Source organism: Cellulomonas iranensis NBRC 101100 = JCM 18110, from assembly GCF_001552375.1.
Taxonomy (GTDB): domain Bacteria; phylum Actinomycetota; class Actinomycetes; order Actinomycetales; family Cellulomonadaceae; genus Cellulomonas; species Cellulomonas iranensis.
Window position 1 is genome coordinate 39,342 of sequence record NZ_BCRB01000010.1, and the last position, 21,774, is coordinate 61,115.

General features: G+C 74.7%; 20 protein-coding genes and 1 tRNA gene. 13 read left to right on the top strand and 8 right to left on the bottom strand.

Going from position 1 to position 21,774, the window contains the following annotated elements:
• The first annotated feature begins 9 nt into the window (after positions 1-9).
• Complete coding sequence (locus tag CS2_RS03280; protein ID WP_134852220.1) at positions 10-282, top strand: hypothetical protein; 273 nt, start codon at positions 10-12, stop codon at positions 280-282.
• Positions 283-303: 21 nt separating this feature from the next.
• Here the strand turns inward: CS2_RS03280 and CS2_RS03285 are convergent, their stop codons facing one another.
• A complete protein-coding gene (locus tag CS2_RS03285; RefSeq protein ID WP_070318872.1) occupies positions 304-1,644 on the bottom strand; it encodes a D-arabinono-1,4-lactone oxidase in 1,341 nt (446 codons plus the stop codon).
• A gap of 146 nt (positions 1,645-1,790) precedes the next feature.
• Between CS2_RS03285 and CS2_RS03290 the strand changes: the two genes are divergently transcribed.
• The 4 genes from CS2_RS03290 to rlmB are packed head-to-tail and all read left to right on the top strand — an operon-like array spanning position 1,791 to position 6,236.
• The gene (locus CS2_RS03290) at positions 1,791-2,492 is read left to right on the top strand and encodes a TetR/AcrR family transcriptional regulator (protein WP_070318873.1); all 702 of its coding nucleotides are present in this window, start codon (positions 1,791-1,793) and stop codon (positions 2,490-2,492) included.
• Entirely contained in the window at positions 2,489-3,739 is a 1,251-nt protein-coding gene (locus CS2_RS03295; protein ID WP_082739759.1) for an alanine racemase, read from the top strand. The genes CS2_RS03290 and CS2_RS03295 overlap by 4 nt, the downstream gene beginning before the upstream one ends.
• A 56-nt stretch (positions 3,740-3,795) precedes the next feature.
• Complete coding sequence (gene cysS, locus CS2_RS03300) at positions 3,796-5,235, top strand: cysteine--tRNA ligase (protein ID WP_070318874.1); 1,440 nt, start codon at positions 3,796-3,798, stop codon at positions 5,233-5,235.
• The gene (gene rlmB, locus CS2_RS03305; RefSeq protein ID WP_070318875.1) at positions 5,235-6,236 is read left to right on the top strand and encodes a 23S rRNA (guanosine(2251)-2'-O)-methyltransferase RlmB; all 1,002 of its coding nucleotides are present in this window, start codon (positions 5,235-5,237) and stop codon (positions 6,234-6,236) included. Before cysS ends, rlmB begins: the two co-directional genes overlap by 1 nt.
• 21 nt (positions 6,237-6,257) lie before the next feature.
• On the opposite strand, the gene CS2_RS03310 is transcribed toward rlmB, so the two are convergent.
• The 4 genes from CS2_RS03310 to CS2_RS03325 all read right to left on the bottom strand — a co-directional run bounded on the left by CS2_RS03310 (position 6,258) and on the right by CS2_RS03325 (position 11,268).
• Positions 6,258-7,562 carry a DUF4032 domain-containing protein gene (locus CS2_RS03310; protein WP_046530084.1) on the bottom strand — a complete coding sequence of 435 codons (1,305 nt, stop codon included), beginning with the start codon at positions 7,560-7,562 and terminating at the stop codon, positions 6,258-6,260.
• 116 nt (positions 7,563-7,678) lie between these two features.
• Positions 7,679-8,803, bottom strand: coding sequence for an ABC transporter ATP-binding protein (locus tag CS2_RS03315; protein WP_046530085.1), 1,125 nt, complete (start codon positions 8,801-8,803; stop codon positions 7,679-7,681).
• Between the two features lie 211 nt (positions 8,804-9,014).
• Complete coding sequence (gene otsB, locus CS2_RS03320) at positions 9,015-9,812, bottom strand: trehalose-phosphatase (RefSeq protein WP_070318876.1); 798 nt, start codon at positions 9,810-9,812, stop codon at positions 9,015-9,017.
• On the bottom strand, positions 9,805-11,268 hold the full coding sequence (locus CS2_RS03325; protein WP_169798619.1) for an alpha,alpha-trehalose-phosphate synthase (UDP-forming): 1,464 nt from the start codon (positions 11,266-11,268) through the stop codon (positions 9,805-9,807). The genes otsB and CS2_RS03325 overlap by 8 nt, the downstream gene beginning before the upstream one ends.
• Positions 11,269-11,347: 79 nt before the next feature.
• Between CS2_RS03325 and CS2_RS03330 the strand changes: the two genes are divergently transcribed.
• From CS2_RS03330 to CS2_RS03345, 4 genes are all read left to right on the top strand, one after another.
• Entirely contained in the window at positions 11,348-13,219 is a 1,872-nt protein-coding gene (locus CS2_RS03330) for a serine/threonine-protein kinase (protein WP_070318877.1), read from the top strand.
• 46 nt (positions 13,220-13,265) lie between these two features.
• Positions 13,266-13,772, top strand: a complete 507-nt coding sequence (locus CS2_RS03335) for a hypothetical protein (protein WP_134852226.1) — start codon at positions 13,266-13,268, stop codon at positions 13,770-13,772.
• Positions 13,773-13,826: 54 nt separating this feature from the next.
• Positions 13,827-14,753, top strand: coding sequence for a DsbA family protein (locus CS2_RS03340; protein WP_070318879.1), 927 nt, complete (start codon positions 13,827-13,829; stop codon positions 14,751-14,753).
• A 179-nt stretch (positions 14,754-14,932) separates the two neighbouring features.
• Positions 14,933-15,005, top strand: a tRNA-Thr gene (locus CS2_RS03345).
• Positions 15,006-15,998: 993 nt separating this feature from the next.
• Here CS2_RS03345 and CS2_RS03350 read toward each other — a convergent pair.
• Positions 15,999-16,760, bottom strand: coding sequence for a deoxyribonuclease IV (locus CS2_RS03350; RefSeq protein ID WP_174524290.1), 762 nt, complete (start codon positions 16,758-16,760; stop codon positions 15,999-16,001).
• Between the two features lie 89 nt (positions 16,761-16,849).
• Entirely contained in the window at positions 16,850-17,524 is a 675-nt protein-coding gene (locus CS2_RS03355; protein ID WP_070318880.1) for a response regulator, read from the bottom strand.
• Positions 17,525-17,601: 77 nt separating this feature from the next.
• On the opposite strand from CS2_RS03355, the gene CS2_RS03360 reads away from it, so the two are divergent.
• From CS2_RS03360 to CS2_RS03375, 4 genes are all read left to right on the top strand, one after another.
• A complete protein-coding gene (locus CS2_RS03360; protein WP_070318881.1) occupies positions 17,602-18,780 on the top strand; it encodes a sensor histidine kinase in 1,179 nt (392 codons plus the stop codon).
• Positions 18,781-19,057: 277 nt separating this feature from the next.
• Entirely contained in the window at positions 19,058-19,552 is a 495-nt protein-coding gene (locus CS2_RS19005) for a hypothetical protein (protein ID WP_070318882.1), read from the top strand.
• A 2-nt stretch (positions 19,553-19,554) separates the two neighbouring features.
• Complete coding sequence (locus CS2_RS19010; RefSeq protein ID WP_070318883.1) at positions 19,555-20,055, top strand: signal peptidase I; 501 nt, start codon at positions 19,555-19,557, stop codon at positions 20,053-20,055.
• On the top strand, positions 20,052-20,867 hold the full coding sequence (locus CS2_RS03375; protein WP_134852228.1) for a hypothetical protein: 816 nt from the start codon (positions 20,052-20,054) through the stop codon (positions 20,865-20,867). The genes CS2_RS19010 and CS2_RS03375 overlap by 4 nt, the downstream gene beginning before the upstream one ends.
• Positions 20,868-20,882: 15 nt before the next feature.
• Here CS2_RS03375 and CS2_RS03380 read toward each other — a convergent pair whose 3' ends face one another.
• Positions 20,883-21,752, bottom strand: a complete 870-nt coding sequence (locus CS2_RS03380) for an SGNH/GDSL hydrolase family protein (protein WP_070318885.1) — start codon at positions 21,750-21,752, stop codon at positions 20,883-20,885.
• Positions 21,753-21,774: the final 22 nt, after the last annotated feature.

Sequence of the window (21,774 nt, forward strand, 5' to 3'; positions counted from 1 at the left end):
TCCGACGCCGTGACAGTGCCATCGACGGACGACGGGCGCACCGCCGCGCCCGCACCCGGCAGCACCGTGCCGGCGCTCGGTCCGCGCGGTCTGCCCCAGCGCGTCCCCGGGCTGCCGGTGCGGCAGCGCGACCGGGTCTCGCTCGAGACCCTCCGCGCCACGTTCGCGGGCCTCCAGCAGGTCGACGAGCGCGCGCGCCCCACGGTCGCGCTCGAGCCGCCGACGGACCTGCCGCCGGTGTGGCCGCCCGTCACGGGTGCGCTGCCCCGCGTCGGAGGCTGATCCCCCCCGCGGGGTGCGCGGTCAGTGCGCGGGGCCGAGCACGCGGTCGACGTACGCGTTGCGGAACGTCCCCGCCGGGTCGACGCGCGCGCGGACCCGGTTCGCGTCCGCCAGCCGCGGGTACAGCGACGCGAGCGTCCCGTGGTCGAGCCCGTGCATCTTGCCCCAGTGCGGGCGCCCGCCGACGGCCGCGACGATCCGCTCGGCCGCGTCGAAGTACCGGCGGTGCGGCAGCCGGTGGTACTGCTGGACCGCGACGTAGGCCGTCTCGCGGCCGTGCGCCGTCGACAGCCACACGTCGTCCGCGGCCGCGAACCGCACCTCGAGCGGGAAGGGCACGTGCGCCCCGGTCGCACGGAACCACGCCGCGAGCTCGTGCACGACGTCCCGCACGGACTCGCGGGGCACGGCGTACTCGGCCTCCCGGAACCGGACGCGCCGCGGCGACACGAGCACCTCGTGCGACGCGGCGGTGTACGTGCGTGGCGGCAGCCCCGCGGTCTGGAACCGGTTGAGGGCCGGCGTCAGGCGCCGGCTGCGGGTCGCGACCTCCTGCGCGGCGCCGAACGCCACGTTCGCGAGCAGCTCGTCGTCGAGCACGTGGCGCCACGTCGGCAGGGGGCGGTCGACGTCGTCCGTGACGTCGTTGCGCTTGGTGAGCGTCGTCGCCGTGTGCGGGAACCAGAAGAACTCGAAGTGGTCGTGCCCGTCGACCAGGTCGTCGAGCCCCTCGAGCACCGCGGGCAGCGGCATGGCCTCCTCGCGCGCCAGCAGCCGGTACGCCGGCACAACCTCGAGCGTGACGGCCGCGAGCACCCCCGCCGTGCCCAGCCCGAGCCGCGCGAGCTCGAACAGCTCCGGCTCGTGCGTGCGCGACGCCTCGACCACGTCGCCCGCGGCCGTCACGACGCGCAGCCCGACGACCTGCGTCGGGAGCCCGCCGAGACGCGCGCCCGTGCCGTGCGTGCCGGTGCTGATCGCGCCCGCGACCGACTGGCGGTCGATGTCGCCGAGGTTGCGCATCGCCAGGCCGCGGGCGGCGAGCCCGCGGTTGAGGGCGTGCAGGCGCATGCCTGCGCCCACGGTCACGTGCGTGGTGCCGTCGGGCCGTGGCGTGACGCGCTCGAACCGGGCCAGCGCGTCGAGGTGCACGTGGACGCCGTCGGTCACGGCGGCGCCCGAGAACGAGTGCCCCGCGCCCACGGCGCGCAGCCGCTCGCCCGACGCGGTGGCGGCGACGACCTCGGCGACCAGCTCGTCCAGGTCGCGCGGCCGGGTGACCCGCCGCGGCACGGCGCTCTCGGTGCGCGCCCAGTTGCGCCAGCGCTCCGGCCCGGTGCTGCCGGGCGCGTGTCCCCCCATCCTGCGAGCATGGGATTGGGCGGCCGTCCAAGTCAAGTGTGTGAGACCCTTGACTAACGTCATGACGGCCGATGAGATTATCCTCGGGAAGAGTGACGTCACGGCGCCCGGGGGGGGTGCGCCGGTCGTCGCCGCGAGGAGGAACCATGAACCGTCTACCGGTCGCCGAGCGACGCGAGCAGCTCATCGAGGCGGCGCTGGTCGTCGCGTGCCGTGACGGGGTCGACGGTGCGACCGTCCGCGCCGTCGCCGCCGAGGCAGGTGTCTCGCTCGGGGTCGTCCACTACTGCTTCCGTGACAAGGACGAGCTGCTGCGCGCGATGGCGCACACCATCACGCTGCGCAACACCGCGCGCGGCGAGGCGGAGATGCCCGAGTCCGCGCCCGTCTCGGACCTCATCGTGGGCGTCCTCGACACGGTGTGGGCCAACATCCGCGCGACGCGCGGCCCCCAGCTGCTCACGTACGAGCTGACGACGACGTCGCTGCGGCACCCCGAGCTCCGCCAGGTCGGCGTCGACCAGTACACGTACAGCTGGGCGGTCGCCGAGCACTTCCTCGAGGAGGTCGAGCGCGCAGGCAGCATCGTGTGGCGCGTGCCGCGGCACCTCATCGCGCGGTCGATCATCGCGGCGGTCGACGGGTTCTCGCTCGCGTGGCTCGTCGACGGTGACGACGACGCCGGGTACCAGGGCCTGCGGCTGTTCGCCGAGCACCTCGCGACGCTCGCGGTGCCGGTCGACGAGTCCGCGCTGCTCGGCGAGACGCGCGACGCGCCCGAGAGCGACGCCGACACACCCCGCCTCCCGTCGCCCGTCGCACCGTCAGGGGTAGCGTCCCTGGCATGACGTCGACCCCCGTGCGTCCCCCGGCCGCCGCCCCCGCCCCGTCCGGCGGTGGCGCCGACCCGGCGGGACGCACCGTGGGGCAGCGCCTCGACGCCGCGACGACGGGGCGTCCGGGGCCGCTCGTGGTGGTCGACCTCGACGCGCTCGAGGCCAACGCCGCCGACGTCGTGCGGCGCGCGGGCGGCGTGCCCGTCCGCGTCGCCAGCAAGTCCGTGCGGGTCCGGCACGTGCTCGAGCAGGTGCTCGCCCGCCCCGGGTTCGCGGGCGTGATGGCGTACGCGGCCGCCGAGGCGCGCTGGCTCGTCGGCCGCGGCGTCCGGGACGTCCTGCTCGGCTACCCCACGGTCGACACCGTCGCGATCGACGCGATCGCGGCCGACGCCGACGCCGCTGCCGCCGTGACGTTCATGGTCGACGACACCGCGCAGGCTGACCTGCTCGCGTCCGCCGCGCGCCGCCACGACCGGACGCTGCGCGTGTGCCTCGACGTCGACGCGTCCCTGCGCGTGGGGCGCGGGCCGCTCGCCGTGCACCTCGGCGTGCGTCGCTCGCCGGTCCGCACCCCGGCGCAGGCCGCCGCGCTCGCCACCGCCGTGCAGGCCCGCGGCGGGCTCGAGGTGCGCGGCGTCATGTTCTACGAGGCCCAGGTGGCAGGCCTGCCCGACACGTCGCTCGCGGTCCGGCTCGTCAAGGCCGCGTCGGTGCGCGAGCTCGCCGTGCGGCGCGCCGCCGTCGTCGACGCGGTCACCGACGCGCTCGGCCGGCCGCTCGCGCTCGTGAACTCCGGCGGCACGGGCTCGATCGAGGTGAGCGCGTCGGCCCCGGCGGTCACCGAGGTGACGGCCGGTTCGGGGCTGTTCGTGCCCACGCTCTTCGACGGGTACCGCGCGTTCCGCCCGCGGCCCGCCGCGTACGTGGGTCTCGACGTCGTGCGCATCCCGGGCGACGGCTGGGCCACCGTCTTCGGCGGCGGCTACGTCGCGTCCGGCCCGGCGACGCCGACGCGCCTGCCGCGGCCCGTGTGGCCCGAGGGGCTGCGCCTCGCGCCGCGCGAGGGGGCCGGCGAGGTCCAGACCCCGCTCCGGGTGCCCGCCCGTGCGGACCTGCGCGTCGGCGACCGCGTGTGGTTCCGGCACGCCAAGGCCGGCGAGGTCATGGAGCGGTTCGCCGAGGTCCACCTGGTGCGCGGCGACCGCGTGGCGGCCACCGTCCCCACCTACCGGGGCGAGGGCGTCTGCGTCGGCTGACGTCGCCGCGCAGGTCCGGGTCGGTCGCGGGGGTCCCGCGCCGGTAGCCTGGGCGGGTGACTCTGCGGCTGTTCGACAGCGGCACCCAGGCGGTGCGTGACTTCGTCCCCCTCGTCGAGGGCCGGGTCGGCATCTACCTGTGCGGTGCCACGGTGCAGTCACCACCGCACGTGGGGCACGTGCGCTCCGCCGTCGCGTTCGACGTGCTCGTGCGGTGGCTGCGGCGGCAGGGGCAGCGCGTGACGCTGGTCCGCAACGTCACCGACATCGACGACAAGATCCTCGCCAAGGCCGCCGCGGCCGGGCACGAGTGGTGGGCGTGGGCGCTGACCAACGAGCGCGCCTTCACGTCCGCGTACGACGCGCTCGGCGTCCTGCCGCCCGACTACGAGCCGCGCGCCACCGGGCACGTGCCGGCGATGCTCGCGCTCATGGAGCGGCTCGTCGAGCGCGGGCACGCGTACGTGGCGGGTCCGGGCGACGTGTACTTCGACGTGCGGTCGTGGTCGGACTACGGCTCGCTGACCAACCAGCGCGTCGACGACATGACCGACGTGCCGGACGACGCGGGCTCCGGCAAGCGCGACCCGCACGACTTCGCGCTGTGGAAGGCGCCGAAGCCCGGCGAGCCCGCGACCGCGGCGTGGGACACGCCCTTCGGCCGCGGCCGCCCCGGCTGGCACCTCGAGTGCTCGGCGATGGCGCACCGCTACCTCGGCGAGACGTTCGACATCCACGGCGGCGGCCTGGACCTGCGGTTCCCGCACCACGAGAACGAGCAGGCGCAGTCCCGGGCGGCCGGCTACGGGTTCGCGCGCCACTGGCTGCACAACGGCTGGGTCACGCAGGGTGGCGCCAAGATGAGCAAGTCCCTGGGCAACGGGCTGCTGGTCAGCGCCGTGCTCGAGAAGGCGCCTGCGGCGGTGGTCCGGTACGCGCTGACCGCCGTGCAGTACCGCTCGATGCTCGAGTGGACGGACGACACGCTCACCGAGGCGGCCGCCACGTGGGACCGCCTGGCCGGGTTCGTGCAGCGCGCGACCGAGCGGGTCGGGGCCGTGCCGGCCGCGGAGGTCGCGACCGCGGCGCTGCCCGCGGCCTTCGGCGCCGCGCTCGACGACGACCTCAACGTGCCGGCCGCGCTCGCGGTCGTGCACGAGACCCTGCGGGCGGGCAACACCGCGCTCGCCGCGGGCGACGACGCCGCCGCGCGCGACGCGATGGTCGCGCTGCGGGGCATGCTCGACGTGCTGGGTCTCGACCCCGGGTCGCCGCAGTGGGCCACCACCGGCGGCGACGACCGCACGGCGCGCGCCCTCGACGCGCTCGTGCGCGCCGAGCTCGACGCGCGCGCCGCGGCCCGTGCCGCGCGCGACTGGGCCGCCGCCGACGCGATCCGCGACCGGCTGACGGCGGCGGGCGTCGTCGTCGAGGACTCACCGACGGGTGCGCGCTGGACGCTCGCGGCACCCGTGACCGACACGACGGAGGACTGATGGCCGGCAACTCGCAGCGCCGCGGCGCGACCCGCAAGGCGGGGACCAAGAAGGGCGCACGCGTCGGGACGGGCGGGCACAGCCGCCGCGCGCTCGAGGGCAAGGGGCCCACGCCCAAGGCCGAGGACCGCCCGTACCACGTGGCGCACAAGCGCAAGGTCGCGGCCGAGAAGGGCGCGACAGGTGGGCGTGGGACGTCCGGACGACCGTCGGCGGGTGCCGCCCGCTCGGCCGCCGGGCGCAAGGGCGGCCGGACGTCCTCGACCCACGAGATCGTGGGCGGGCGCAACTCGGTCCTCGAGGCGCTCCGCGCCGGGATCCCGGTGTCGACCGTCTACGTCGCGTCGCGGCTCGAGGCGGACGACCGCACCAAGGAGATCGTGTCGATCGCCGCGGACGCGGGGTACCCGCTGCTCGAGGTCAGCCGCGCCGAGCTCGACCGGCTCACCGACGGCGCGGTCCACCAGGGCGTCGCGATCCAGGTGCCGCCGTACGAGTACCTCGACCCCGACGACCTGCTCGACACCGCGGAGGCGTCGCAGACCGCGCCGCTGATCGTCGCGCTCGACGGCGTGACCGACCCGCGCAACCTCGGCGCGGTCCTGCGCTCGGCGGGGGCGTTCGGTGCGCACGGCGTGCTCGTGCCCGAGCGGCGCGCGGCCGGTGTGACCGCGTCGGCGTGGAAGGTGTCGGCCGGTGCCGCCGCGCGCGTGCCCGTCGCACGCGCGACCAACCTGACGCGCGCGCTGCAGGACCTGCGCGCCGCGGGCGTGTTCGTCGTCGGCCTCGACGCGGGCGGCGACGTGCCGCTGGGTGAGCTGCCGTTCGCGACGGACCCGCTCGTGCTCGTCGTCGGCTCCGAGGGCAAGGGCCTGTCGCGGCTCGTGCGCGAGCAGTGCGACGCGATCGCGTCGATCCCCATCGCGTCGGCCGTCGAGTCGCTCAACGCGGGCGTCGCCGCCGGGATCGCGCTGTACGAGGTCGCGCGCCAGCGCGCCTGACGCGCCCCGCCCCGGCCGGCGTCAGCCGATGAGCCGGTCGGGGTCCAGATCGTCGTCGACGCGCGGGGTCTCGCCCGTCTCGCCGTCGCGCAGGTCCTCGGCGCGCGTGCCCAGGACGGCCTGCTCGTCGGGCCGGCTCGGCAGGATGTGCCGCACGTAGCTCGCGGCGACCTCCGTCATCGGCACGTCGCGGTCCTCCTGCTGCGACAGGTACCACCGGTGGTCGAGCAGCTCGTGGTAGATCTGCGCGGGCTCGAGCTTGCGGCGCAGCTCGCGCGGCACGCTGCGCACCGCGGGCTCGAAGATGTCCGTCAGCCAGTCGTGCGCGACGAACGCCTCGTCGTCGGCCTGCCGGTCGGTCGCGGCGCGGTACTCGTCGAGGTCGTTGAGCAGGCGGCGGGCCTGGTTCTCCTGCACGTCGAGGCCCGTCAGGCGCATGAGGCGACGCGAGTGGTGCCCGGCGTCGACGACCTTGGGCTGGATGCGGACGGTCGTGCCGTCGAGGTCGGTCGTGATGTCGAGCTCGCCGACGTCGAAGCCGAGGTCGTTGAGCCGGTCGATGCGTGCCTGCACGCGCCAGCGCTCGCCGTAGCCGAACGCCTCGACCTCGGTGAGCGCGCGCCACAGCTCGTCGTACCGGACCACGAGCGCCTCGCCGATCGCGACGACGTCCTCGTCCTCGTCGAGGAACTCGCCGGCCTGCAGGTCCATGAGCTCGCCGATGATGTTGACGCGCGCGACCTCGAGGTCGTACGCGCGCTGCCCCGGGCTGAGCCGGTCGTGCAGGTCGCCGGTCTCGGCGTCCACGAGGTACGCGGCGAACGTCTCGGCGTCGCGGCGGAACAGCGTGTTCGACAGCGACACGTCGCCCCAGTAGAAGCCCGCGAGGTGCAGGCGGACCAGCAGCACGGCGAGCGCGTCGATGAGGCGCGTCGCGGTGTCGGGTCGCAGCGCCTGGCTGAACAGCGCGCGGTACGGCAGCGAGAACTGCAGGTGCTGCGTGATGAGCACGGCCTCGAGCGGCTCGCCGTCGGGCGAGCGGCGACCCGTGATGACGCCGACGGGCTCGACGCTCGGCACCTCGAGCTTGCGCAGCTGGCGCAGCAGCTCGTACTCGCGGTACGCGACGGTCTCGCCGATCTCCTTGATCGCGATGACCCGCCCCGAGAGCCGCGCGAACCGCACGATGTGCCGCGAGATGCCGCGCGGCAGGGCCGCGAGCATCTCGGTGGGCCAGTCCTCGAGCGGCACGTCCCACGGCAGGTCGAGCAGCGCGGGGTCCGGGTTCGCCGCCGTGATCTGCAGGCGCTGCGCCGTTCCGCTCATGGCTCGATCCTCTCAGGTGGGGCGGCGGGGTCCGTGCGGGGACCGTGACGGTCGCGTGGAACGCCCGAGGCGGGCCCGGTCGACCGGACCCGCCTCGGTGCGTGTGGTGCTGGGTGTCAGGCGATGCGCTCGCCGGAGCCCGCGTGGAACAGGTGCTGCTCGTTCGGGCGGATCCGGACGTAGATCGTGTCGCCGATCTTCGGGACCGAGCGGGGGTCGACGCGCACGATGATCTGCGCGTCGCCGGCGCCCGAGTGCACCGCGGCGGCCGCACCGAACTCGTTGGTGAGCGCGCCGTACACGTACGCGTCCGAGCCGAGCTCCTCGACGAGGTTCACGACGACCGGGAACGAGTCCTGCGTGCCCTGCGGCACCGTGTCGAGCGACTCGGGGCGGAAGCCGACCGTGATGTGGCCCTTGTCGTCGTCCGTGAGGCGGCCGACGACCTCGCGCGGCAGCGCGAGACGCGACGAGCCGACGGACGCCGCACCCTCGAGCACGGGGAACGTGCCGATGTTCATGGCGGGCGAGCCGATGAAGCCGGCGACGAACACGTTGGCGGGCGTGTCGTACAGCGCACGCGGCGTGTCGACCTGCTGGAGGATGCCGTCCTTGAGGACCGCGATGCGGTCGCCCATGGTCAGGGCCTCGACCTGGTCGTGCGTGACGTAGACGGTCGTGACGCCGAGGCGGCGCGTGAGCGACGCGATCTGCGTACGGGTCTGGACGCGGAGCTTGGCGTCGAGGTTCGACAGCGGCTCGTCCATGAGGAAGACCTGGGGCGAGCGGACGATCGCGCGGCCCATGGCGACGCGCTGACGCTGACCACCCGAGAGGGCCTTCGGCTTGCGGTCCAGGTACTGGGTGAGGTCGAGGATCTTCGCGGCCTCCTCGACGCGCGTGCGGATCTCGGCCTTGGGGGTGCCGGCGATCTTGAGCGCGAAGCCCATGTTGTCCGCCACGGTCATGTGGGGGTACAGGGCGTAGTTCTGGAAGACCATCGCGATGTCGCGGTCCTTGGGCTGCACGTCGGTGACGTCGCGGTCGCCGATGAGGATGCGCCCGGCGTTGACGTCCTCGAGGCCCGCGAGCATGCGGAGCGAGGTCGACTTGCCGCAGCCCGAGGGGCCGACGAGGACGAGGAACTCGCCGTCCTCGATGTGCAGGTTGAGCGCGTCCACCGCGGGGCGCTCCGTTCCCGGGTAGATCCGGGTCGCGTGGTCGAACGTGACCGTAGCCATGGCTGTGCCAATCCCTTCACCGGCAGGTACGTGCCGGACGATCCGTCGTGAAGAGTGTCAACGCAGGTCCGCGGGGGTACGCGGGCCTGCCGAGCCCTCTGTGTCTCCGCTGACACGGATCGAGGACGGTCAAGACCGTCCTCGGTCGCGGCGCCAGTATGGCACAGGTCACGGGGCCGGCCGGCGGGACCGTAGGCCCGGCGGGCACGGGTCAGACGAGCGCGTCGCGCAACGTCGCGAGGGCCGCGACGGCGGCCTCCGGGTCGGCCACGCGGAAGCGCGCGACGGTGTCGCCCGGGCCGACCTTGACCGTCACGTCGTCGGCGTCGAGCGCCGCGAACGCGTGCTCGTCGGTCACGTCGTCGCCGGCGTACAGCACGACCGGTGCGCCGAGCTCGTGGCGCAGCGCCTGCAGCGCCGTGCCCTTGTCCGCCGGCAGCACCGACAGCTCGACGACGTCCTTGCCGTGCATCGTGCCCACGCCCAGCTCGCCGCCGAGCGCGACGGCCTCGGCCTCGGCGGCGTCCGCGACGTCGCGCTCGGCCAGGCGCGTGTGCACCACGACGGCCGTCGGCTTGGTCTCGACCCACACGCCGTCACGCCCGCGCGCGACCGCGGCCGTGCGCGCGCCGAGCGCCGCGAGCCGGTCGGCCTGCTCGTGCGTCAGCTCGACGACGTCCCGGTCCAGCCCGAACTGCGTGACGCGGGCGCGCTCGGCGCCGTGGCTGCCGATGAGGTACGTGCCCGGCGGGACCTGCGCGAGCGCGTGCAGGTCGCCCATGGCGCGCCCCGAGACGAGGGCCAGCACGACGCCGTCGAGCGCGGCGAGCGCCGCGAGGACCTCGACGCCCGCGGGCAGGATGCGCGACGCCGACGGGTCGTCCTGCAGCGGTGCGAGCGTGCCGTCGAAGTCGAGCGCGACGAGCAGCGGGCGCGCCGCCGGGTCCGCGGCGAGCGCCGTGAGACGGGCCGTGAGGTCGGTGGTGGGGTCGGTGGTCGTGTCAGCCACGGCTGCTCCCGGGCATCGCGGTCAGCGCCGCGAGGAACTCGTCGGACCACGCCGCGACGTCGTGGCTCAGGACGCGCCGCCGCAGCTGGCGCATGCGCTTGCGGGACTCGCGCGCGTCGAGGTGCACGGCGGCGACGATCCTGTCCTTCATGCCGTCGATGTCGTGCGGGTTGACGAGCACGGCGCCGCTCAGCTCGTCGGCGGCGCCCGTGAACTCGCTGAGCACGAGCGCGCCGCGGTCGTCGGACCGTGCCGCCACGTACTCCTTGGCCACGAGGTTCATGCCGTCGCGCAGCGCGGTGACGAGCATGACGTCGGCAGCGAGGTACAGCGCCGCCATCTCCTCCATCGGGAACGACTGGTGCAGGTACTGCACGGGCGTGTGCCCGACCTGCCCGTGGTCGCCGTTGATGCGGCCCACGAGCAGCTCGACCTCGTCGCGCAGCTGCTGGTAGGCGCCGACGTTCTCGCGGCTCGGGCTCGCGACCTGCACGAGCACGGTGTCGGTGGGGGACAGCCGGCCGTCCTCGAGGAGCTCGCCGTACGCCTTGATGCGGTGCCGGATGCCCTTGGTGTAGTCGAGGCGGTCGACGCCCAGCAGCAGGTGCTCGGGGTCGCCGAGCTCGCGGCGGATCTCCCGCGCACGCTCCTGCACCTCGGGCGTGCGCGCCAGCGCGTCGAACGCGCGCGAGTCGATCGAGATCGGGAACGCGGCCGCCCGCACGACGCGCTGCGCGTCGGTGCCCTCGTCGACGGTGATGGTCTGGCCGCGGGTCGTCAGGTCGGTGACGCGGCGCACGACGCGCACGAAGTTCGCGGCGTCGCCCGCGCGCTGGAAGCCCAGCAGGTCCGCGCCGAGCAGCCCCTCGACGACCTGCCGCCGCCACGGCAGCTGCGCGAAGATCTCGAGCGGCGGGAACGGGATGTGGTGGAAGTAGCCGATCCGCAGGTCGGGCCGCAGCTCGCGCAGGTACGCCGGGACGAGCTGGAGCTGGTAGTCGTGCACCCACACGGTCGCGCCCGGCGACGCGTCGCGCGCGGCGGCCTCGGCGAACCGCCGGTTGACGCGCTGGTACGCGTCCCACCACTGCCGGTGGAACGTGGGCGGCGCGATCACGTCGTGGTACAGGGGCCACAGCGTGTCGTTCGAGAAGCCCTCGTAGTAGCGCTCGACGTCGTCGGACGTGAGCGTCACGGGCACGAGCTGCGTGCCGTCCACGTCGAACGGGTCGAGCTCCAGGCCGGGCGACCCGCCCCATCCGACCCACGCGCCGTCGGCCTTCGCCATCACGGGCGCGAGCGCCGTGACCAGGCCGCCGGGGGAGCGGGTCCAGCTCGGCGCGCCGTCGTCGTCCAGGCTCACGTCGACGGGCAGCCGGTTCGCGACGACGACCAGGTCGTAGCCGTCCTGCGGGGTGTCGGTGGGCAACGACATCAACTCCTCGAGGTTCGCCATGACCCTAGTCGTCCTATGGGTGACACGCTCGGGGACGGGCAGGACCCGTCCGGGCCCGTGACCGGCTAGGTTGCCGGGCATGGAGCGGATCGGTCTGACGCCGGGGTCGGAGATCGGCGGGTACACCGTGGTGGCCCCGCTCGGTTCCGGCGGCATGGGGACCGTGTACCGCGCGGTCGACGGCGGCGGCACGGCCGTCGCGCTCAAGCTGCTGCACCCGCACGTCGGGTCGGACGCGACGGTGCGCGCGCGACTGCTGCGCGAGGTCGCCGCGCTGCAGCGGCTGCGGCACCCCGCGGTCGCGGCCGTGCTCGACGCCGAGGCGGACTCCACCGAGGCGTTCCTCGTGACGGAGCTCGTCGCCGGGGACACGCTGACCAAGCACGTGCGCGAGCGCGGGCCGCTCGACGCCGACGACCTCGTCGCGCTCGCCGAGGGCCTGCGGGCCGCGCTCGCGGCCGTGCACGCGGCGGGCGTCGTGCACCGCGACCTCAAGCCGTCGAACGTGCTGCTCACCGACGACGGCCCGGTGCTCATCGACTTCGGGCTTGCGCAGGGCGTCGACGACGAAGCGAACCTCACGACCGCGGGGCTCGTGCTGGGGACGCCGGGCTACCTCGCGCCCGAGCTGCTCGACGGCGGCGACCCGAGCCCGGCGACGGACATGTGGGGCTGGGCCGCGCTGCTCGCGTTCGCCGCGACGGGCCGCGACCCGTTCGGCTCCCGGCCCGTCGAGGCCGTCCTGGCGCGCGCGCGCTCGGGCGACGCGGACCTCGCCGACGTCGGCCCGCTGACCGCAGCTGCGATCGCGGGCGCGCTGCGCCCCGAGCCCGCCGAGCGGACCGACCCCGAGGACGTCGTCGCGGCCCTGCGCGCCGTGGCCGCCGAGGGCGACCTGCCGCCGGGCGCCGTCGCGACGGTCGTGCTGCCCGCGGGCGGCGCCGATGACGTCGCGACGACCGTCGTCGACCCGGACGACCTCGACGAGGACGAGGGGGACGGCCCGGACGAGGACGACCTCGCGACCGAGCACGTCGCGTCGTCGCCGCGGGACGTGCAGCCGACCACGGCGCTCGGCGCCGGAGCCGCCGTGGCCTCCGCGGCGGTGCCCGTCAACGACGGGCGCACCGTTGCCGTGCCGGTCGGCGACGACGACCCGCACCGGACGACAGCGCTGCCCCCGACGGTCCCGCCGTCCGCCGCCGACGCCTGGCAGGAGGACTGGCAGGACGAGGACGGGCAGGACGGCGACTGGCAGGACGGCGACGAGCGGTGGCTCGGCGACGACCTCGCGCCGGACCCCGACGCCGCCGACGACGGCCCCTGGTACGTCCGCCCGCCGGCGCGTCGTCGCTGGGGGTCGATGCTCGCGATCGGCCTCGTGGTGGTGCTCGCCGCGATGCTCCAGCCGTTCGTGACGCTGCTCGTCGTCGTGGTGCTCGCGGTGCTCGTGCGCACCGTCGGGCTCGCGGTCGAGACCATGCACACGCGCCGCGAGCGCCGCGGCGTGCGCCGCTCCGACGTGCCGCTGGCCGTCACGGCGCTGCCCTGGTACCTGCTGCGCGCCGGGCTCGCGGTGCTGCCCCCGCTGCTGGTCGGCGGGGCGGTCGTGACGATCGTCGGCGGGATCGGCTGGTGGCTGCTGGGCTCGGGGCGGTGGGAGATCGGCGGCTCGCCGGGCGGCGAGCCCCCGCAGGGCACGACGGCGCGGCTGGTCGTCGCGGCGCTCACCCTCGTGCTCGTCGGGTTCGTGTGGTGGGGCCCGCTGTCGCGCATGACGCGCACGGGCGCGCGCCGCACGCTCGCGCTCGTCGCGCCCGGCCCCGTGGGTGCGCTCGTGGTCGTCGTGCTCGCGCTGGTCGGCGCGCTGCTGCTGTTCGACGGCCTGGTCGACGCGCGGCCGATCGGCTGGTGGCCGCTGTCCGAGCCGCCTGTCCTGCCGAACCCGTGAGCCGAACGGCGTGACCCGCGCCCGCGCGTACGCCTACCCTGGGCCCGTGCGTGTGACGCGGGCGGTGCGAGGGGCGACCCCCTCCGCCGCGCGTGCCCACCTGCTGGGCCTGCTCGGCGTGCTGCTGTCGGTCGCGTCCGTCGTGCTGGGCGTGCAGGGGCGCGTGCTGCTGCACCAGTGCCTCGCGGCCGAGGGCCCGCTCGCGGCGCTCGGCATGCGCCTGGCGGTGCTGCGCTCGGCCGCCGAGTGCCCCGAGGGCGCGGTCGGGCTGGGCGCGACGTCGCAGGGCGCCGTCGTGCTGCTCAGCGTGGCGCTGCCCGTGCTGGCCGCGCACGTGCTGCTCGCGGCGTGCGGGCTCAGCCTGGGCGCCGCCGCCCGGCGTGGCGCCGCCACCGCGCGTGCGCTGCTCGCGGCGCGGCTCGTCGCGCGGACGCCGGTCGCACCGGTCGTCGTGCCGGCGCGCGTGCGCGTCGTCGCCGACGTCGCGGTGCGGGTCCCCGCGGGGCGCGTGCTCGACCCGGCCCGGCCGCACCGAGGACCGCCGGCGCGCTGAGCAGCGCCCGCCCGCACGTCCCCGCCGGTCCGCCGGCCCCACCCAGGAGCACCCATGCCCACGAACGACCCCCGTCCCTCCAAGGCGCAGCGCCGCGACGAGGCGCGCGCCAAGGCCCTCGCCATGCGTCAGGAGCAGGAGCGCAAGGCCAAGCGCACCCGGCTCATCGCCATCGGCGGCCTCGTCACCGCCGTCGTCGTGCTCGGCGCGATCGTCTTCGGCATCGTCCGCCAGGGCCAGGCCAACGCCGAGGCCTACGGCGACGTCGTCTACGCCGGCGGCACCGCCAACACCGTCGTGCCCGCGCTCGCCGACGTCGAGCGGCCCGACGTGGCCGACGACGCGGGCGGCGTGCCGGTCAGCTCCGAGGGCGTCGGCACGGCCGTGCCCGACGACGTCGAGGTCCAGGTCTACTTCGACTTCATGTGCCCCTACTGCGGCATGTTCGACCGCGCGAACGGCGCCGAGCTCGAGCGTCTCGCCGAGGCGGGCGGCGTGACCGTCGTCTACAAGAACATCTCGTTCCTCGACGGCGCCTCGCGCGGCACGTTCTACTCGACGCGCACCGCCAACGCGGCCGCCGTGGTCGCCGCGCAGGACCCCGAGCACTACGTCGACTTCGTCAGCGCGCTGTACACCGAGGACAACCAGCCCGAGGAGAACACGAACGGCCTCAAGGACGCCGAGATCGCCGAGATCGCCCTGGGCGTCGGCGTCCCGCAGTCCGTGGTCGACCAGTTCACGGCGACCGTCGACGGCTCCTACGAGGTCGCGACGTCCGACTCCGAGACCGAGTCGCGCGACGGCACGTGGCGCACGTACGCGCCGTTCGTGGCCGCGACCACGCAGCAGGCGCAGACCGACCTCCCGACCCTTGGGACTCCGACCGTCCTCATCGACGGTGTGAAGTGGGAGACGGACCTGTACACGACCGGAGCTCTGACCGAGGCGATTAACCAGGCCGTCGCCGCCAAGGGCTGACCGTCGCCGCGGGCGCCCGTCCCTTCGTCGGGGGCGGGCGCCCGCGCGCGTCCCATCGTGGTCCCTGACGACTCGGCAAGACGGCTCCGGACGCATGACTCGATCACGTGGTCGAGGTGAGACACTGTAGGGGTATGTGAACGGCACCGGACGGGGGTCTTGCAGCCCGACTGGGCCGTGCCGCCTTGGCGCAATTGGTAGCGCAACGCCCTTGTAATGCGTAGGTTGTCGGTTCGAGTCCGACAGGCGGCTCAGACTTCGCTCGGGGTATCGGCTGGCGAATCGCCTGTGGTCGTCGCGGCTGTCGCCCGCCGCGAGTGCGTCGCTGACCGCCCTGTCCGCAGGGCGACCCTCCTGCGCAGTGGGCTGGACCGGCGGTTGTGCCTCAAGTGCTCGGGCGATGTGCAAGACCCGACCGCCGTGCCCCGCGCTGTGCCCGATACCGCGGTGGCAGGGGGATAGATGAGGACGGGATATCCCTCTGAGTTTGTAACGGTTACCTGCAGAACGCCGCGCGACGTGCGAGGTCCGGTGGGCCTCGCATGAGTTCTGGCGACGTTTCGTCGTCGATGCTTCCGGATCGGGTGGCGGCGGCGTCGGCACGTCTCACCCCGAGGGGCTCTGTCGGACGTATGCGGACCTCGCTCGTTCTCATCTGCGCGGAGAAACATGCTTGTCGGCATCGCGGCGTGTGCGCTACGGTTCATGGGCGTTCATGTTGGAGTGGACGCGAGCGCTTTCTGTGCTCGTCCTGCTCCGGGCGCAACGTCAGGTGTTCAGGCGAGAATAAGGGGGCAGTTTCGTGAGGAAGACTCATCGCGCGATCATGGCGGTCGTGCTGGCAACAGGGGGTGTTGCTCTTCTGCAGACCCCCGCAGCGGCCCAAACCGTATGTGTCACTTCACCCGATGGTGGTGCGACGGGGTGTGTGAGTGCCAATGCTGGGCAGCTGCCGCGGGCTTCCGCGTACGACGGTAGCTGCGACGGTCGTGGTCCCACGACCTATGTCAAGGTCGCGAACTCGAACTGGTATCCGGTCGCCAATGGTGACGGCTGCAATAGCACCAAGAGTCAGACCATCAGCTATGTTGCACAGAGCGGCAACAAGGTGCAGATCTACGTGTGCAACACGTCTTCGGGCTACTCGAGCTGCTCTTCGATCACGTCGTTCACTGTCTGATCCGGTCTGCAGGCTCCTGCGCGGCGGCACCCTCGATGTCGAGGGTGCCGCCGTCCTGGTGCCGCTCAGGCGCCGAGCGCCTCGCGCAGGAACGCCACGTCGTCGGCCTGACCCTCGGCGGGCGTCTCGACGACCACGTCGCAGCCCGCCTCGCGCACGACGTGCGCGATCAGCTCGGGCGGGATCGTGCCGTCGGCGAACGACGCGTGCCGGTCGCGGCTGGACCCGTGCGGGTCGCGCGAGGAGTTGGCGTGCACGAGGTCGATGCGGCCCGTGATCGCGGTGAGCCGCTCGACGATCGTCTCGAGGTCCTCGCCGGCCGCCCACGCGTGGCACGTGTCCAGGCACACGCCGACGTCGTAGCCGCCGATCGCGTCCCACAGCATGGCCCAGCGGTCGAGCGTGCGCGCGCACGCGTTCTCGCCGCCCGCGGTGTTCTCGACCAGCACGCGCACGGGGAACGTCGCGCGCTCGAACGTCTTGCGCCAGTTGTCGAACCCGACCGCGACGTCGTCGCCGTCGCCCACGTGCCCGCCGTGCACGACCAGCCCGCGCGCGCCCAGCTCGGCCGCCGCGGCGGTGTGCTGCGCGATCATGTTCCGGCTCGGGATGCGGATGCGGTTGTTGGTCGACGCGACGTTCACGAGGTACGGCGCGTGCGCGTAGATCCCCAGGCCCGAGGCGACGAGCGCGTCCGCGTCGGGGCGGCGCACGGGCTTCTTCCAGCCCTGCGGGTCGGCCAGGAACACCTGCACGGCCCGTGCGCCGACGCGCTGCGCCTCCGCCACCGGGTCGTCCCCGCGCACGTGCGCGCCGATCAGCACCACGACGTCCTCCTCGAGTCCTCGACGATGTGCCGCACCAGGCTCGCACGCCACGGACGCCGGCGCCGCGCGGCGGGCCGCCCGTCGCGCGCTCAGAGGGCGGGGCCGGTCTCCTCGAGCAGCCGCAGAGCCGCACTCACCCGCGGGTTGCGTGCGGGGTCGGTGTCGATGCCGAGGGTCGTGTAGACCGCGTAGACGTGGTTCTGCACCGACTTCTCGGTGATGCCGAGCTGCGCCGCGATCCCCGCGTTCGACAGGCCCTGCGCCAGCAGCCGCAGCACGGTGTACTGGCGCTGCGTGAGGCGCGCGACGCTCGACCCGGCCCGCGGCGCGACACGCTCGAGCAGTGCGGGGTCCAGGACCGTCTCGCCCGCGGCCGCCGCGCGCACCGCGTGCAGCAGCGTCGCCTCGCTCGTCGTCGACGTCTTCGACAGGTAGCCCCAGCCGTGCGCGACGTCGCGCGGCAGGTCGAGCAGCAGGTCCATCGCGTCGTGCGCCGACAGCAGCAGGACGCCCAGCGACGGCTGCGAGCGGCGCAGCGTCACGCCGAGCGCGATGCCGTTGCCGTCGGGCAGGTCGATGTCGAGCACGACGACGTCCACGACGCCCGGCGTCAGCACGGCGCGCGCCTCGACCGCGGAGCCGAGGGACGTGACGACCTCGAAGCCGCCGGCGTCGGCGAACGACCGCTCGAGCATCGAGCGGAACAGCGGCTGGTCCTCGACGACCGCGACGCGCAGTCGTCGTGGCGGGGTGGCTGAAGTCATCGGGACAAGTATCGTCACGCAGGCGCGTCGACGCAGGCGGACGCGTCGCGGACGAGGGCGTCGGGCGGGGTGAAAAGATGCAGGGCGGACAGCAGGTCGCGGCGACGGCGACCCGGACGCGCGACGAGGTCGAGGACCGTCGCGCGCTGCTGGGCGCCGCAGGCGTGGTGGCGCTCGGGTACGCGTTCGGCGCGGCCCTGCAGAGCTCGTGGATCTACTCCCAGGTGCTCCCCGAGTGGGGCGAGATCGAGCTGTGGCGGCGGTTGTCGGCGAACGGGGTCGCGGTCACGGGGCTCGTGGTCGCGCTCGTGCTGCTGCGGGTGAGCAGCACGCCCGGGATCGTGGGTGTCGCGCTGCGTGGGCTCGGCGCAGCAGTCGTCATGGGCGCGCTGCGCGTCGCGGCGCAGGTCGTGCTGGGCGTCTACCCGGCGTCCGACACCGAGTCGCTCGAGGCCGAGGCGTTCGCCGGCACGCTGATCGCCACGATCTCGGCAGCGATCGGTGTGGCCGCGATGCTGCTGCAGCGGCGCTCGCGCGCCGCGACGCGTGCGGCCGAGCGCGAGGCGGTGAGCGTCGAGATGGCCGTGCGCGCGCTCGAGGACGAGGAGATCCGGGTGCGACGCGCGGTGGCCGAGGGGCTGCACGGCACGTTGCAGCAGCGCCTGGTCCTGGTGGACGCGCGGCTCGACGCGGTGCAGGCCGCGACCGAGGGCACGCTGCCGGCCGCGACGGCCGACGTGCGCTGGGTGCGCTCGCAGCTCGCGGAGGCGCGCGACCTCGACGTCCGGCGCATGAGCCGGCTGCTCTACCCCGACCGGCTCGAGCTCGGGGTGGTGCCGGCCGTGCGGGCGCTGCTCGGGCGCCTGCCCGCGACGATCGCGACCAACCTGCAGGTCGGCGAGGGTCTGCGGCACGTCGACGACCCGACCCGCGGCGGGCTGACGATCCCCGAGCGGCTGCTCGTGGTGCGGGTCGTCGAGGAGGCCGTGACGAACGCGCTCAAGCACGGCCCGCCGTCACGCGTGGACGTGCGGATGGACGTCACGGACGGCGTGCTCGACGTCGTGGTCGTCAACGACGGCGGGTCGTTCGACGCGCCTGAGGAACCCGACCCGACGACGGGCACGGCGCGGCTCGCGCAGCGGCTGCGGATCGCGGGCGGCTCGCTGCACGTCGGGCCGGGCCCGGGGGGCGGCGCGGTGGTCGACGCGCGTCTGCCGCTGGGGGTCCTGGCGGGCGAGGACCGCACGGACTGAGCGGGTCGGGCCAGGCCGCAGGGCCGACCCTCGGACGGGTGCGCGACCGCGCCGACGAGTGACCTGCGCCACTCGTCCAGCCTAGGACGAAAGTCCCCCTGACCTGCGGGTACGCGTCTCAGAGAAGGCGTTTTCCGCCGGGTTCGCGGGTGAAGAACTCGGGCATCTCCGACGACCCCCGGGAGTTTTCACCTAGGCCTCCGCCGGAGGGGTGAGCGCGCCGATCGATAGTGGAGAGGAACCCATCTGAACACCCGTCCAAGAAGAGGTCCTCCCCGTGTCCACGTCCTCGAAGCGCGCCAACCGTCGCAAGCTCCTCGCCGTCGGTCTCGGTGTGCTCGGCGTCGCCGGCCTGTCGCTCGCGTCCGCGTCGCAGCTCAACGTCAACGGCACGTCCGCGTCGGTCGCGCAGGCCGGCACGGCCGCCGTCACGACCGCGGTCTGCCAGTCCAGCACCGTCGCCGTCTCCTACGGCCTCGCCTCCGGCACCCCCGGCTCGCTCGGCACCGGTGCGCAGTTCGGCTTCGCGGCCGAGGCCGACGCGCTCACCCTCACGTCGTTCGACGCGGCCTGCGGCGGCAAGACCGTCAAGGTCGCGCTCGGCTCCGCGTCCGGCACCCAGATCGGTGCCACCTACAGCGGGACCGTGCCCGCGTCCGGCGGCGCCGTGACGCTCACGCTCAACGGCGGCACCCCCGCCTTCGGCTCGGCGCTGACGCCCGCGCAGATCAACAGCATCAGCAAGGTCGCCGTCACGGTGTACGGCGCCTGACCGTGCCCCGCGTCCAGCTCGCAGCACCCGCCGGGACCCGGCGGGTGCTGCGAGCTGCGCGGACGGCGGCCGGCTGGGCCGTGCTCGGCGTCGTCGTGCTGCTGCTGTGGCCCACGAACCTCGGCGGCTGCACGTCGTTCACGCTCGTCTCCGGGCACTCGATGGAGCCCACCTACCGCACGGGCGACATCGTCGTCGCGCGGTGCGGCGTGCCCCAGGTCGGCGACGTCGTCATCTACCGGCCCGCCGCGCTGGACGGCGCGCGCATCATCCACCGCGTCATCGGCGGCGACCCCGACGGGTGGCGGCTGCAGGGCGACAACAACGACGCGGCGGACCCGTTCACCCCGACGCAGGACGAGGTCGTCGGCGTCGAGGTCCTGCACGTGCCGCGCCTCGGGCTCGCCGTCGGCTGGGCCGCGACCCCGGGCGTGTGGGCCAGCGTGCTCGTGCTCGCGCTCGCGCTCGTCGTGTGGCCGTCCGCACCGCGGGTGCGCACGTGACCCGGCGCCGCGCCGTGCGCCGCATCGCCGTGACGCTGAGCGGCGCCGCCGTGCTCGCCGTCACGCTGGTCCTCCTCGCCGCGCAGGTCGCCTCCGCCGCCGGCCTGCCGCTCACCGGCGCCGGTGCGCGCGCGTGGGCCGCCACGGCGCAGCGCTGCCAGGAGGCGCCCGTCACCGTCACCGCCGCGTCCGGCACCGCCGTGCGCGTGACCGGTGTGCAGGCCGCGTGCGTCGGGCGACCCCTCGTCGTCACGCTGTACGACCCCGCGGTGACGTCGTCCGCCGCGCAGTCGCGCCGGTTCGCCGGCCAGGCGACCGCGGCCGCGACGACCACCGTCGCCGGGGGCGCCTTCACCCCGGCCGCCGCTCTCGTGCCCCGCGTGACGGTCGACGGCTGGCTCGTGCCGTCCACCTGGAGCGGTCCGCAGCCGTTCGTGCGGTGCACCGTGCCGGACGACCCCGCCGCGTCGTGCACGGCGACCCTCGTGAACCGCCAGCAGTGGGGCTACCCGACGCCGACCACGTGGCTCGCGAACGTCGTCGTGTCCTCGACCAGCCCCACGCCCGTCACGTGGCAGGTCGACGTCGACCTCTCCGACCCCGAGCTGCCGTTCCTCGCGCGGGCGCTCACCGACGGCACCGGCGGGCTCGTGCGGGTCGCGGCGAGCGCGTGCGGCGACGCGCCGCGCGTCGTGACCGTGCGCGGCACGACCGCGTGGGGGTCGTTCCACCAGGTGCAGGACGGGCGCACGTCGTCGATCCAGCTGCGCGGCGACCTCACCGGCTCCGGCGGCCTGCTCACCTGCCCCTGACGGCGGGCCGGCGCGTCAGTCGACCGGCAGCGGGTCGGGCCGCTTCGCGACGCGCGCGTCGCCCGACGACCGCCGCCGCAGCCGCCGCGTGGCCCACGGGTAGGCGTGCTCGCGCAGCCAGTGCGCGTCGGCGCGCACGCGCTCGAGGCGCGGGACCGGCGGGAGCGGCGCGAGGGGGTCGTCCCAGTCGGGCCGGTCGGGCGGCAGGCCGAGCGCCACGAGCGCGGCCTGCGCGACGCGTGCGTGCCCGTCGGTCGTGAGGTGGATCCGGTCCTCGGCCCACATGCGCCAGTCCAGCAGGCTGCGCATGCCCCACAGGTCCAGCACGAAGGCGCCGTGCCGCCGCGCGATCGACCACACGTGCGCGCTGAACACGCCCGTGCGGCTCCGCGTCGTGCGCACCAGCGGGCTCTCGCGCGCGTCGAAGCCCGTCGACAGCAGGACGTCGGCACCGTCCGCGCGCAGCCGCGCGACCGCGCGCTCGAGGTCCGCCGCGACACGGTCGACGTCCACCGACGGGCGCAGGATGTCGTTGCCGCCCCCGACGAGGCTCACGAGGTCGGGCGCCATCGCCCGGGCGGCCGGCACCTGCTCGGTGAGGATCGGGCGCATGAGGCGACCGCGCACCGCGAGGTTCGCGTACTCCAGCGCCGGCAGGCCCGCGGCCGTGCGGCGCGCCGACAGGTGCGACGCGAGCTGGTCCGCCCAGCCGCGCAGGGGTGCGTCCTCGCCGTCGGGCGCGTCCCACAGGCCCTCGGTGAACGAGTCGCCGACCGCGACGTACCGCGACCACCGCGGCGGGTCGCCCGCGGCGGCGGGGCCGCCGGGCGGGGCGTCGGCGGGTCGCGGAGCGGTCGGGCCCTCGGGGTCGCGCGCGGACGTCATGGCCCCATCATGCGCCGTCGGG